The sequence below is a fragment of the Terriglobales bacterium genome, from assembly GCA_035454605.1.
Lineage (GTDB): Bacteria > Acidobacteriota > Terriglobia > Terriglobales > Acidobacteriaceae > DATMAB01.
In genome coordinates, this window is the sequence record DATIGQ010000106.1 from 1 (window position 1) to 13013 (window position 13013).

Annotated in this window: 12 protein-coding genes; 6 read left to right on the forward strand and 6 right to left on the reverse strand. The window is 63.5% G+C overall.

The window, feature by feature from the left end:
• From VLE48_07475 to VLE48_07490, 4 genes are all read right to left on the reverse strand, one after another.
• Positions 1-699, reverse strand: a 699-nt coding sequence (locus tag VLE48_07475) for a thiamine pyrophosphate-dependent enzyme (GenBank protein ID HSA92834.1), incomplete at its 3' end; no start/stop codon positions are given.
• Between the two features lie 2 nt (positions 700-701).
• On the reverse strand, positions 702-1487 hold the full coding sequence (lipB, locus tag VLE48_07480) for a lipoyl(octanoyl) transferase LipB (protein ID HSA92835.1): 786 nt from the start codon (positions 1485-1487) through the stop codon (positions 702-704).
• A gap of 5 nt (positions 1488-1492) precedes the next feature.
• Positions 1493-2920 (reverse strand): dihydrolipoyl dehydrogenase, encoded by a 1428-nt coding sequence (gene lpdA / locus VLE48_07485; GenBank protein HSA92836.1) that lies wholly within the window; start codon positions 2918-2920, stop codon positions 1493-1495.
• Positions 2921-2997: 77 nt separating this feature from the next.
• Complete coding sequence (locus VLE48_07490; GenBank protein ID HSA92837.1) at positions 2998-3378, reverse strand: VOC family protein; 381 nt, start codon at positions 3376-3378, stop codon at positions 2998-3000.
• A 106-nt stretch (positions 3379-3484) separates the two neighbouring features.
• On the opposite strand from VLE48_07490, the gene VLE48_07495 reads away from it, so the two are divergent.
• Complete coding sequence (locus VLE48_07495; GenBank protein ID HSA92838.1) at positions 3485-3892, forward strand: MarR family transcriptional regulator; 408 nt, start codon at positions 3485-3487, stop codon at positions 3890-3892.
• On the opposite strand, the gene hemB is transcribed toward VLE48_07495, so the two are convergent.
• A complete protein-coding gene (hemB, locus tag VLE48_07500; GenBank protein ID HSA92839.1) occupies positions 3889-4884 on the reverse strand; it encodes a porphobilinogen synthase in 996 nt (331 codons plus the stop codon). The two genes, VLE48_07495 and hemB, sit on opposite strands and share 4 nt — an antisense overlap.
• A 142-nt stretch (positions 4885-5026) precedes the next feature.
• Here hemB and VLE48_07505 point away from each other — a divergent pair, with 142 nt between their 5' ends.
• The 3 genes from VLE48_07505 (at position 5027) to VLE48_07515 (ending at position 10075) form a co-directional block, all read left to right on the forward strand.
• Positions 5027-6820, forward strand: coding sequence for an ATP-binding protein (locus VLE48_07505; protein ID HSA92840.1), 1794 nt, complete (start codon positions 5027-5029; stop codon positions 6818-6820).
• A 30-nt stretch (positions 6821-6850) separates the two neighbouring features.
• Positions 6851-9280: an endonuclease MutS2 gene (locus tag VLE48_07510; GenBank protein HSA92841.1), complete on the forward strand. Its 2430-nt coding sequence runs from the start codon at positions 6851-6853 to the stop codon at positions 9278-9280.
• A 267-nt stretch (positions 9281-9547) separates the two neighbouring features.
• Entirely contained in the window at positions 9548-10075 is a 528-nt protein-coding gene (locus VLE48_07515; protein HSA92842.1) for a DUF2199 domain-containing protein, read from the forward strand.
• A 3-nt stretch (positions 10076-10078) separates the two neighbouring features.
• Here the strand turns inward: VLE48_07515 and VLE48_07520 are convergent, their stop codons facing one another.
• On the reverse strand, positions 10079-11206 hold the full coding sequence (locus VLE48_07520; protein HSA92843.1) for a PLP-dependent transferase: 1128 nt from the start codon (positions 11204-11206) through the stop codon (positions 10079-10081).
• A 124-nt stretch (positions 11207-11330) separates the two neighbouring features.
• On the opposite strand from VLE48_07520, the gene VLE48_07525 reads away from it, so the two are divergent.
• Together VLE48_07525 and dnaG are read left to right on the forward strand one after the other, a co-directional pair.
• Entirely contained in the window at positions 11331-11813 is a 483-nt protein-coding gene (locus VLE48_07525; GenBank protein HSA92844.1) for a DinB family protein, read from the forward strand.
• A 79-nt stretch (positions 11814-11892) separates the two neighbouring features.
• A partial coding sequence (gene dnaG / locus VLE48_07530) for a DNA primase (GenBank protein HSA92845.1) occupies positions 11893-13013 on the forward strand: 1121 nt, incomplete at its 3' end.

The following is a 13013-nucleotide window of genomic DNA, read 5'->3' on the forward strand; positions in this document are numbered from 1 at the left end:
CTGCACCGCGGCGAAGTTCAGCCCTTCGTGGAACACTCCGGTAGATTGGCCCCCATCGCCGATGTAGGTCATCACCGCGATGTTCCGCCCTTGCATGCGCGCACCCAGCGCCACCCCCGCCAGCACCGGAATCAGGTCGCCGAGCATGGAGATGGGCGCGCAGACGTTGCGCTCTTTGATATCGCCAAAGTGCGACGACGCGTCGCGGCCCTTGGTGGGCGAGCCGCCCTTGGCCATGTACTGCATCATTATGTCGCGCGCCGGAAAGCCCTTCACCAGGAGCGAGCCCTGGTTGCGGATCATGGGCGCCAGCCAGTCTTCTTTTTTCAGCGCATAGGCGGAGGCGCACGAGCAAGCCTCCTGCCCCAGCCCGAAGTACACCCCGCCTACCACCTGCCCCTGCTTGTACAGATTCTCGAGCGCCTGCTCCATCTTTCGATTGAGCAGCATCCAGCGATAGATCGCGACGCCCTGTTCCTTTTTCAGATACTTCGATTCGCGGATCGGCGGCACCTGACCATCCAGCTTCCCGCGCACCTCGTAGCGCACCTCGCCGTCGCGCACGACTTCGATCACGCGGAAGGTCGGCTTCTCCAGCCGCAGGTCTTCGATGGGGTGGGCGATCTTTGCCGATAGGGCAGGCGCAGCTTTAGCTCCGTCCTTGCTCTGCGCCTGCATCTTGTTGTGCTTGTTCTTCATCCTTACGCCCACGTCTCTTCGCTTTCGCCCCGCAGCTTTCGGATCTCCTCCGGCGCCCGCATGGGCACGCCCACCGGGTGGCCCAGCAACGCATCGAGCGCATTCACCGGGCGGACCTCGCTCGCGAACACCTCGCTACACCGCCGCGCCACCACGTCTGCGACCTCAGACAGCGGGATCGTCGTTCCCAATTCCTTCGCCATAGAAGTCACGGGCTTCTGCGAGATACCGCAGGGTACGATCAGCTCAAAGTCGCTTAAATCCGTGTTCACATTTAGCGCGAACCCATGCGAGGTCACTCCGCGTGAGATGTGAACGCCAATCGCCGCGATCTTGCCCTGTGGCTTTTCCTTCTCCGTCTCTCCGGGTCTCTGTGGTGAGCCCGGCGTAGTCCACACCCCGGTCATCCCCGCCACGCGCTCGGCCGCGATGCCGAAGTCCGCGCAAGTACGAATCAGCACTTCCTCCAGCCGCCGCACGAACTCCACCGCGCCGACGGGTGGCACGAATCCACGCAGGTCGAAGATGGGATAGCCCACCAACTGCCCCGGTCCGTGATAAGTCACGTCGCCGCCGCGGTCACACTCGAAGACCTCGACCCCCCGCGCCGCAAGCTGCTCCGGCGCCGCAATCACGTTGGCCGCCCTGGCATTCCGCCCCAGCGTGATCACCCGCGGATGCTCCAGCAGCATCAGCACATCGCCGATTTCCCCTCGCTTGCGCCGTTCCACAAGAGAGTGCTGCAGCTCGAGCGCTGTGCCGTAATCCACGGTCCCGAGTTGGACCACAGAGATCAAAAGTTGATCGCGACTCCCTCTACCGCATTGAACGCGTCTCCCATTCCTTCCGACAGCGTCGGGTGAGCATGGATGGTGAACATCAGATCGTCCACCGTGCCTTCCAGTTCCATCACCGCCACCGACTCGGCGATCAACTCGGTCGCTGACGGACCGATGATGTGCACGCCCAGGATCTCGCCATACTTCGCTTCCGCGATCACCTTGATGAACCCTTCGTGCGCGCCCACGATGCTGGCTCGCGAATTTGCCGTGAACGGGAACTTGCCGACCTTCACCTGGTACCCCGCCTGTTTCGCTGCGGCTTCCGTCAGGCCCACGCTCCCGATCTGCGGCTCGCAGTACGTGCAGTTGGGAATGCGCTCGCGTCGCACCGGCCGCGCCGGCTTGCCCGCGATGCGCGCCACCGCCACGATGCCTTCCATCATCCCCGCGTGCGCCAGTTGCGGCAGCCCGGCCAGGATGTCGCCCACGGCATACATGCCCGGCTCCGCGGTCTCCATCCACTCGTTCACGTGGACGTATCCGCGCTCGCTCTTGACCTTCGTCTTTTCCAGGCCGATGCCTTCCGTGCGCGGCGCCCGTCCCACCGCGATCAAAATCTTCTCCGCCTCTACCCTCTGCGGCTTGCCGTCGCTTGCCGTGAAGCTCACTGCCACGCCCGTCTTCGTTTTCTCGACCTTATCCACCTTGGCGCCGGTATGGCTCTTGATGCCTTTCTTGTTGAACGATCGCAGCAATTCTTTGGAAACTTCTTCGTCCTCGAGCGGCACCAGCCGGGGCAGCATCTCCAGAATGGTCACTTCGCTTTCGAACGAGCGGAAGATCGATGCGAACTCCACGCCCACGGCTCCCGCGCCCACCACGATCAGGGACTTGGGAATCGCATCCAGGCTCAGGATCTCGATGTTCGTCAGGATGCGCTCATCCGCTTTCAGGCCAGGGAGCATTCTCGCCTCGGAGCCGGTCGCCAGAATGACGTTCTTCGCCTTCACCGTCGTGGCTGCGCCCTTCCCGTCCGCCGGAACCACCTCCACTGTCAGCACACCATCCTTGCGCGGTCCCGTGAGCCGGCCGAACCCGCCGACCACCGTAACCTTGTTCTTGCGCATCAGGTAGTCCAGTCCTTTGGTGTGCTTGGCCACGATCTTGTTCTTGCGATCCTGAACAGTAGCCCAGTTAATCTTGGGGCTGGTCACGCCTTCGATGCCGAATTCCTTGGCGGCCTTTAGATGGTCATAAATTTCGGCGTTGAAAAGCAGCGCTTTCGTAGGGATACAGCCCACTTGCAGGCAGGTCCCGCCCAGCTTGGCGTCTTTTTCGATCAGGCAGGTCTTCAGGCCCCACTGGCCGGCGCGGATGGCGGCCGTGTATCCGCCCGGTCCCGCGCCCAGGATGGCCACATCGTAGATGGTCTCAGCCAAGTTCGCGCTCCCTGCTTCCGGAGATGGCTACGCGCTCGATTGTATTCGAGCCCCGCGCAGGGACGCGAGTTTCGCGGCTACCTTGCCACTTCGCTCATCAGCGCCAGCAGATTCCCCTCGGAATCCCGGAACGAGCACAGCCACAGGTCGAACTTCTCCAGCTTGGCTACCAGGATGGGCGGTTCCTCGACCTTCACCTTGCGCTCCGTTAGGGCGGCATGCGCTTTCTGGATGTCCGGGACCTTGAAATAAATGATGGAGCTGGGATGGTCGAACTCTTTCTTGTCCGGCACCGCCAGCATCAATCGGATCCCGTTACAGTCGAAGAATGCCAGGGATCCGGCCGGGAACAGGAACTTCATGCCCAGTACGTCGCGGTAGAATGCCACCGCCCGGTCCAGATCGTGCGCCGTCACGCTGATCTGGCCGATGGCTCCGAGCGCCAATTCTGTGCCCATGGCTAAAACCTCCTTGCAGCGCATCTGCAATATAGTTAGCATAGCTAACTAAATGCCGGAACGCAAGCCAAAAAGCGCGCCCCACGGGAATCGCACAGATCACGCGGTGGCGGACCGCCTGCACTCGGCTGCCATCCGGCTGCTGCGCCGGCTGCGCGCCCAGGACCGCGCTTCCGGCGTCGGCCCCGCCCAGCTCTCCGCCTTGTCGGTCCTGGTCTTCGCCGGGCCGCGTTCGCTCAAGGAACTGGCGGAAGCCGAGCAGGTGCGGCCGCCGACCATGAGCCGCATCGTCGCGGGGCTGCGTCGTTCCGGCCTGGTGCGCGCCGAAGCCGTCGGAGCCGACCGCCGCAAGCTCCGCCTCGTCCCCACACCCAGAGGCGTTCGAGTCATGCAGCAGGGCCGCCGCCGGCGCGTCGAGCAGCTCGCCCGCGCCCTGCGCTCGTTGCCAAGGGACGAGGTCCGCCGCCTCGGCCAGGCCGCGGAAACCATCTTTGCATTGGTAAAGAGGATTTAGGAACAGCCGCCCAGCAGCCGGGCCGCGTCCTTGGCGTGGTAGGTAAGGATCACGTCCGCTCCGGCCCGCCGGATGGCGGTGAGCGACTCCAGGATCACGCGCTCCCGGTCGATCCATTGGTTGCGCGCCGCCGCTTCGATCATGGCGTATTCGCCGGAAACCTGGTACGCCGCCAAAGGCGCTTCGAAGCGCTCCCGCGCTTCCCGGATCACGTCCAGGTAGGGCATCGCGGGCTTCACCATGATCATATCGGCGCCTTCTTGCAGGTCCAGCTCGATCTCGCGCATGGCCTCGCGCCGATTCGCCGGATCCATCTGGTATGACCGCCGGTCGCCGAACTGTGGCGCTGAATCGGCCGCCTCGCGAAACGGCCCATAGAAGGCCGAGGCGAATTTGGCCGCATAGGAAAGGATGGGCGTGTTGGTAAGTCCGGCCGCATCCAGTCCTTTGCGGATTGCCGCTACCCGGCCGTCCATCATGTCCGAAGGCGCCACGATGTCCATCCCGGCTTTGACCAGAGAAACCGCGGTTCGCGCCAGCAGTTCCAGGGTTTCATCGTTCACGATTTCGTACTCTCCGCCGGGGGCGCTTCGCACGATTCCGCAATGCCCGTGCGACATGTATTCGCACAGGCACACGTCGCCCATCAGGATGAGCTCGGGCACTTCCTTCCGGATTGCTCGGGCCGCCTGCTGCACAATGCCGTCCTCGGCCCATGCCCCGGTGGCCACCTCATCCTTGGTTTCGGGCAACCCGAACAGGATCAGGGCAGGAATCCCCAGCGTCTGTGCCTGCCGGGCTTCCACTACGGCCTCGTCCACAGACAGGTTGGCGACTCCCGGCATGGAGCGCACTTCCTTCCGCACCCCTTTTCCCGGACACACGAACATTGGATATACGAGGCACTGCGGCGAGAGCCGCGTTTCGCGCACCAGCGCCCGCAATTTCTCCGTGCGCCGCAGCCGCCGCATGCGGGTTTCCGGGAAGGCCATAGCAGGCGAATTCTAGCAGACCTCTCACCGCTTCCCGGGGGCTAGGGGGCGCAACCGGCGTTAGTAGCTGGTTTGGTATCCGGGTACTTCCGTAACTTGTTCTTTTGCCCGGCAGAGCTAGAATCGGCACCAGCAGAGTTTTATGCCTGTCTCCCGAAGACGTGTGTGGCTGGCCATCGCCGGCCTCATTGTGCTGGTCCACCTTGTCGTGTCCTTGAGTGTGGAATGGGGCCACTTCCAGCGCCAATACTGGCTGACCGCGTTCGGCAACTTGCTGCAAACCGCGCTGCTGGCTGCGGTCCTGGCCGCCATGCTCTTGAACACCATCGGCACGCGTGGTCGCCGCCGTGCTTTTTGGAGCCTGATGGCTCTCGGTTCCGGCCTCTGGCTCACCGGCCAGGTCCTTTGGACCTGGTATGAGATCGTGCGCCGCACGGAAGTACCCAACCCGTTCGTTGCCGATGTCGTCGTCTTCCTGCACATCGTTCCCATGATGGGTGCGTTGGCGATTCGTCCCCATCTACCCAGCAGCGAAAGCCGCCAGCGACTGGGATATATCGACTTTCTCCTCCTGATGCTCTGGTGGCTCTACCTGTATCTCATCCTGGTCATTCCCTGGCAGTATGTGCAGTTTAGCGAGGCCCTCTACGGGTACAGTTTCAACCTGCTCTACGACATTGAGAAGTTCGTTCTCATGGCCGGTGCCGGCCTGCTTTGGTTGACCACCAAGGGACTGTGGAAACGCGTTTACGGTCACCTGTTTGGCGCCACCGCGCTCTACGAGCTCGGCTCGCACTGGGTCAACATTGCCATCGACACCAAGGCCTATTACACGGGCAGCCTCTACGACGTTCCGCTGGTCGCTTCCATGGCCTGGTTCGTGTGGGTCGCGCTCCTTGCCCAGAAGCTTGCCCCCGGTGTAGCGGTGGAAGAAGAAGGGGGCCATCACGCCATGTGGCCGGCCCGGCTGGCCATGGCCACCGTCCTCTCTATCCCTCTGCTGATCTTTTGGAGCGTCTTCGGCAGTGCGGCGCCGCAGATGGTTCGCGATTTTCGGCTGGTCGTGTCTCTGGGTGCCTTTCTCGTGTTTTCCTTCCTGGTTTTCTGGCGGCAGCACACCCTGGATCATGAACTCCTGCGCCTGCTGCGCGCGTCCGAGGAGTCGCTCGCCCGGCAGAAAGTGCTGCAGGATGAACTGGTTCGTTCCGCCAAGCTGGCGGCCATGGGCCAATTAGTGGCCGGGGCCGCTCATGAGATCAACAATCCTCTTACGGCCATCCTGGGCTACGCCGACATGCTGGAATCTGACCCCGCGCTCAACGATCAAGAGCGCGGTTTGGCGGACAAGATCCGCCGCCAGGCCCGGCGCACCCGCGAATTGGTGGGCAATCTCATCAGCTTCGCCCGGCAGTCTCCGGCGGAAAAGAAGCGCGTCGACGTCAACGCCATCATTGCCAGCGCGGTCAAGATGCGCCAGTCTCAACTCGGCAAGCAGAACATCTTTCTCGAGATGCACCTCAAGCCCGAGCTGCCCGCTGTCATGGCCGACGAAAGCCATCTCTTCCAGGTCTTCTCCCACCTCATCAACAATGCCGCGGACGCCATGGCGGCCGGCGGCGGCGGGCCGCTCGCCATCCGCACTTTCCACGAAAACGACTACGTGGTCGCGGAGTTCAGCGACACGGGACCCGGCGTCACCGATCCCCAGCGCGTTTTCGATCCCTTCTACACCACCAAACCGGTGGGGAAGGGAACTGGGCTCGGCCTGAGCGCTGCCTACGGCATCGTCGCCGAACACGGGGGCCAGATCGTCTGCGCGAACCGGCCTCAGGGTGGCGCCAGCTTCGTGGTGCGCCTGCCCGCCGTGGTCGAGGCCAAGCCTTTGCCGGGCGCCATAGCTGGCGCTGCCGCCAACCGCCCTCCCGTCACGCACTGACGCCGCTGCGGTACCATGAAGCCGGCCGCCATGTCTCCTGCGCCGACCCTCCACACCAGCGCCCGCGTCCTTGAGTTCGACTCGCTGCGCGAGATCCTCCTCGCCTATTCCGCCTCCCCCCTCGGCCGCCACCGTATTGAGTCTCTTGCGCCGGTGTCGGACCATGACTGGCTCCAGCGCCAGCATCGCCTTACTGCCGAGGTCCGGCAGCTCTTACAGGCTGGCGGTCGTTTCGACTTCTCTGGCCTGACGGACCCCGAACCGCATCTCGAACGTGCCCGCATCGAAGGCGTGGCCTTGGAGCCGCCTGAAATCGTCTCCGTGATCGAGTTGACGGATCGTGCCGCGCAGTGGCGTGTGCTTGCGCTTCACCCGCCGGCCACGCTCCAGGGCTCCTGGGAGGAGGTCGCGGCCTTGTCGGCGGGAGTCGCCGACTTCGGCGATTTCCTGCGCTTCTTCCGCAACAAGATTCTGCCCGACGGCACCCTGGACGATCACGCCTCGCCCGATCTCGCTCGCCTCCGGCGCGAGGTCGAGAAGCAGAAGCGCCACATCCAGAACTCGCTCCGCGTCTATCTGCGCCGCTTGGCCGAGGCCGACGCCGTGACCGATGAACTCATCACCATTCGCGGCGAGCGTTTCGTCATCCCGGTCCGGGTGGAACAGAAGCGCAAGATATCCGGGGTCGTGCATGGCGCCAGCTCCAGCGGCCAAACCATCTTCATCGAGCCGCTCGAAACCATCGAACAGAACAATGAACTCGTTCGCTTGCTGGAAGAAGAGCAGGCCGAGGTCCGCCGCATCCTGCTGGAGATGACCCGGCGCATCGCGGCTCAGGCTCCGGCCATTGCCGCCGCGGCGCATGTGCTGGCCGAGCTCGAACTGCAATTCGCCAAGGCCCGTTTCGCCGAGGAGTACGACTGCGTCGCCGCACGCTTCGGCACGGGCAGCCTGATCGTCGAATCCGCGCGCCATCCGGTGCTGGAGCGCAGCCTTCGACTGCACGGTGCACAGCCGGTTCCCATCAGCCTGCGTCTCGACGAAGGCCATCGCCAGCTCGTCATCAGCGGCCCCAATACGGGCGGCAAGACCGTGGCCTTGAAAACGGTCGGCCTGCTGGCCCTGATGGCGCAAGCGGGCGTCCCTGTGCCCGCGACCAATGCCGAATTCCCGGTCTTCGACGCCGTGCTTGCCGACATCGGCGATTATCAGTCCATCGAGCAGAATCTTTCGACGTTCTCCGCTCATGTGACCAACATCGACTTCATCGCACGCACCGCCACGCCCGGCTCTCTGGTGCTGCTGGATGAACTCGGCTCGGCCACCGACCCGCAGGAAGGCGCCGCCCTCGCGGTCGCCATCGCCGACCATTTCCGCGGCATGGGCGCGCTCTCGATCGTTTCCACGCACCACACCTCGCTCAAGGTCTACGCCGCCAACACAGACGGCGTCCTGAACGCGGCGGTCGGCTTCGATGAGAACACTCTGCGCCCTACCTACGAGCTGCGTGTGGGCGTTCCCGGAGCTTCGGCCGGCATCAATATTGCCCAGCGTCTCGGTTTGAACGCGGAGATCATCTCCGCCGCCCGCGCCCGCCTGGACTCGGGCACCCAGGACGTCGCCCGCTTCCTCGATCGCCTGCATGACCAACTGCGCCAGGCCGAAGAAGAACGCGCTCGCCTTGCCCGTCAGGAAGAAGAAGTCGCCCGCGAGCGCTCGCGCCTGGCTGCCCGTGGCATGGACGAGCAGCGCGCCAAGGTTCGCGAGCTGGAAAAGAAGCTTGAAGCCGTGCTGCGCGACTTCGAATATCGCGTCCGCGAAACCGTGACCGCCGTGCAGGACCGGGCGGCTTCGCTCAAGCTTTCCAAGGACGCCGACCGCCGTCTCGCCCGTCTTCGCCGCGAGTTCCGCGAGCAGTTCGATTCCGCCGTGGTCGCCCACTCCACCGGCGCCGACCGCGGCGATCCGCACGCCCAGCCCGCGCTGGTACGCAACGTCGCCGAAGGCGATACCGTCAGGCTCAAGTCGCTGGGGCGCTCCGGCGTGGTCCGCCGCCAGCTCGACCCCAATACCTTCGAGGTCGAGGTCGGCGCCATGAAGATGCGCATCCCGCGCAGCGACATCGCCGAAGTGGCCGCCCGCGCCGCCGAATCTCCCGTCAAGGCTGCGCGCGCCCGTGGCATCGCCGTCTCACTCTCCGACGACGAAAACGCGGCGCCCGCCGAACTCAACGTCATCGGTGACAGCGTCGACGGAGCGACCAGCCGCGTGGAAAAGTTCCTCGACCGCGCCTTTCTCGCCGGCCTCACCCGCGTACGCATCGTGCACGGTAGCGGCATGGGCGTCCTGCGCAAGGCCCTGCGCAAGTACCTCGAAAAGCACCCGCACGTGGCTTCCATCGCCGAACCGCCGCAGAACGAAGGCGGGGCGGGAGCCACCATCGTGGATTTGCGAACCTAGGAGGGGACTCAGCCGTTTCGGTGCGCGGTCAGTTACCTTGGGAGCGCTGACATGCCTCTCGGTTTGGTACTGCCCCAGCGCCGAAGGCGCGGAATGAAAGTAGCCCAGGGCGGTGAGGCCCGCCGCAGGCGGGCGAACAAGCCCTGGGAAGGCGGTCTAACGAACCAGCGCCCGACTGGCTCCGAGCGAGTTTGCGAGCGAGGAGGCAATAGGAGGGCGTGCATGTTAGCTTGTCCAGGCGGGACTGAAAGAACCGTCGAGTAAGCCGTGCCTCGAGACGAACCACTAGCATCCAGCAGCGCCATTCGGTGGCAATGCCACACGTGCAAGGAATGGCACACCGGTCTGCCGCTCGATGTCGCCTGGGATGAGCCCTACTACTATTCAGTGCTTTCCGACGACGCTCGTAAGAATGCGTTTCTCGACAGCGACCTGTGTGTCATAGAGGATGATTACTTCATACGGGGCGTGATCGAGATCCCTATCATAGGTACTTCTGACCACTTCCTTTGGGGAGTGTGGAGTTCACTGAGCAAGAAGAATTTCCAGCTCGTGGTAGACCATTGGGACGATCCAGAGCTTGACCGGTTCGAGCCCATGTTCGGTTGGCTTAGTAATCGGATGGACTTCTATTCTGACACGCTCAACCTGAAGGTCAACGTTTGCCTGCGCTCAAAGGGACTTCGACCCAGAATCATTGTCCAGCCGACTGATCATCCACTGGCCGTGGAGCAAGAACAAGGCATCACGCTGGCTCGAATTCAGGAAATCAATGCCCAAGTCTTGCACTCCTAACCACTACGCGCTCAACGCCCGCTCCACATCCGCCAGCAGATCGTCCACGTGCTCCAGTCCCATCGAGAAGCGCAGCAAGTTCTCCGGTGTCTTGCTATCCGGTGGCTCGACGCTCTTGCGGTGGTCCACGTTGGAATGGACGCCGCCCAGGCTGGTCGCGCGCGTGATCAGCTTCAACTGCGCCGCGAACGCCAGTGCCTCTTTCGCTCCGCCCTTGATCTGCACCGAAACCAGCCCGCCGAACCCGCCCTTCATCTGTTTGGCCGCGATTGCGTGGCCGGGATGGCTCTTCAATCCCGGATAGCGCACGCGCTCGACAGCCGGCTGTTTCTCCAGGAACTCCGCTATCCGCAATGCGTTCGCCGCCTGCGCCCGCACTCGGTAAGGCAACGTCTGGATGCTGCGCAACAGCAGCCAGCAGTCGAACGCCGAGGGTACGCCACCGCCGTTCTGCTGCATCTTGCGCACTCCGGCGAACAGGGGATGCTCCGCATCCCGCGCGACGATGGCGCCACCGGTCAGGTCGCTATGACCGCCAAGATACTTCGTCGTCGAATGCAAGACCAGCTCGGCGCCCAGCGCCAGCGGATTCTGCAGCACCGGCGACGCCAACGTGCTGTCGCATACCACAGTCGCTCCCGCCTCATGCGCGATGCTTGCCGCCGCTTCGATATCCGTTATGCGCAACAGCGGGTTCGACGGCGTCTCCGTCCACACCAGCTTCGTGTTAGGCCGCACCGCGTTGCGGATCTGCGCCGTGTCGGTCATGTCGACGAACGACGACTCCAGACCCCAGATCGTGAAGGTGCCCCGCAGGAAGAGTGCGGTTTCGTAAAAAACATCCTGCGGCGCGATTACATGGTCGCCCGGCTTTAGGCTCTGCAGCACCGCCATGCTCGCGGCCTGCCCGGAGGAGAACGCTGCCGCCGCCGCGCCGCCCTCCAGCGCTGCCAGGCATTCTTCCAATGCTTGCCGGTTGGGGTTCTCGTCCCGCGCGTACAGGTACCCGCTCAGCCTGCCGCCATCCTCACCCCGTTCGTACACCGTCGAAAGATAGATAGGAGTGGCGACCGCTCTAAACTGCGACTCGATCTTGCGTCCCGCATGCACCGCTTGTGTTTCGATCTTCATGGCGTCTCCACTGTTGCGGCTTCCCGGGCTTGCGTCAAGCACCATCGGCCCGTTGGCATCGCCTGTCTTCTCTGGAAGTCTGTAAGATGTCCTTCGCGCCTAGCAGATGCCGTGGGAAGGGTACATGACCCAACAGGAACTCGACGACAAGCTGGCCGCTGTCGAGCGCGGCCCTTCGCTGATCGCTGCTGCCGTGGCCGGCCTTGACGACGCCACCCTGCGCTTCAAGCCCACGCCCGGCAAGTGGTGCGTTCTGGAGATTCTCGGCCACCTCGCCGATATTGAAGTTCTTTACGGCTACCGCATGCGCCAGATGATTGCGGACAAGGAGCCCGTCATCGCTCCCATTGACCAGGACGATTGGGCTCGCAACCTGGGCTATCTGGAAGCCACCCCGGCGGAACTGCTTGACGCTTACCAGTCCGCGCGCCGCGCCAACCTGCGCCTGCTTCGCCGCCTTCACCCTGCCGACCTCGAAAAGGGCGCGTTCCACCCCGAACGCGGCAGCCAGGTCAAGCTGGCCGAGCTTCTCGGAATGATGGCCGGCCATGACCCCAACCACCTCGCCCAGATTGAACGGTTGAAGCAGCAGGCCGCCGTCAGGTAACAATTATCCACAGCACGCTTGGCTAGAATGCGGTTCGCGTCCTCGCGATTCCGCGGCTATCCGCGGCCAGCGAAGAAATATGCCCAACCCCGGCTCACTCGCCGATACCGTCAAGCAGCAGGCCGACATCGTTCGTGTGGTTGGCGAGTACGTGAAGCTCAAGAAATCCGGAGCGCAGAACTACACTGGCCTGTGCCCGTTTCACAAGGAAAAGACACCTTCGTTTTCCGTGCACGCCACCCGGCAGTTCTATCACTGCTTCGGTTGCGGCGCCTCCGGCGATGTTTTCAGTTTCGTGCAAAAGATGGAGAGCGTCAGCTTTCCGGAAGCCGTGCGCAATGTAGCGCAGAAGGCCGGCATTGCTCTACCCAAGGCTTCATTCAGCGGGCCCGGGGAAGCTCGCGACGCCAAGTTGCGCGGCATTCTCCTTGATCTTCACGAGCGCGCTTGCGCTTTCTTCGAGGACCAGCTTCGCCGCCCCGAGGGCGCCTCCGCACGCGAATACCTGGCCGGTCGCGGATTGAGTGAAGAAACGATTCACCGCTTCCGCATTGGGTACTCGCCCGAGTCCGGTTTTCTATTGCGCGACCACCTCCGCCATTCTGCCGACCAGGAGGCCTTGCGCGCCTCCGGCCTGTTCGCCTGGAAGGCGGAGGGTGCCTCACCGGTGATGTACTCGCGCTTCCGCAACCGCGTCATGTTTCCCATCGCCAACGAAGCCGGAAGGATCGTCGCCTTCACCGGCCGCACCCTGGCCTCCGACGAGCGCTCTGGACCCAAGTATCTGAACTCGCCGGAAACTCCCATCTATTCCAAGTCGCGCGTGCTGTTCAATCTCGATCGCGCCCGCGAGGCCATCCGCAAACTCGACTATGCCATCCTGGTCGAGGGCCAGATGGATTGCATCGCCGTCGATGCCGCCGGCTTCCACAACGTCATCGCCAGTTCCGGCACCGCGTTTACCGAAGCCCAGGTCCGCCTGCTGGCCCGCTTCACCCGCAATCTCGTCGTCAATTTCGATCCGGATACCGCTGGCGCCGCCGCCGCCGAGCGCTCCCTGGCCCTGCTGGTTTCGGAAGACTTCCACGTCAAGGTGCTGACTCTCGAGCCGGGCTTCGACCCGGACCTCTTCCTGCGCCGCCGCGGCCGCGAGGCTTACGCCCGTGCGCTGCGCGATTCGCAGAAGTATTTCGACTACCT

Excerpts from the sequence above, each read along its gene's own strand:
- VLE48_07490 (HSA92837.1), bottom strand. The coding sequence starts at position 3,378 with ATGGGCACAGAATTGGCGCTCGGAGCCATCGGCCAGATCAGCGTGACG.
- hemB (HSA92839.1), bottom strand. The coding sequence starts at position 4,884 with ATGGCCTTCCCGGAAACCCGCATGCGGCGGCTGCGGCGCACGGAGAAA.
- VLE48_07505 (HSA92840.1), top strand. The coding sequence starts at position 5,027 with ATGCCTGTCTCCCGAAGACGTGTGTGGCTGGCCATCGCCGGCCTCATT.
- VLE48_07510 (HSA92841.1), top strand. The coding sequence starts at position 6,851 with ATGTCTCCTGCGCCGACCCTCCACACCAGCGCCCGCGTCCTTGAGTTC.
- VLE48_07520 (HSA92843.1), bottom strand. The coding sequence starts at position 11,206 with ATGAAGATCGAAACACAAGCGGTGCATGCGGGACGCAAGATCGAGTCG.
- VLE48_07525 (HSA92844.1), top strand. The coding sequence starts at position 11,331 with ATGACCCAACAGGAACTCGACGACAAGCTGGCCGCTGTCGAGCGCGGC.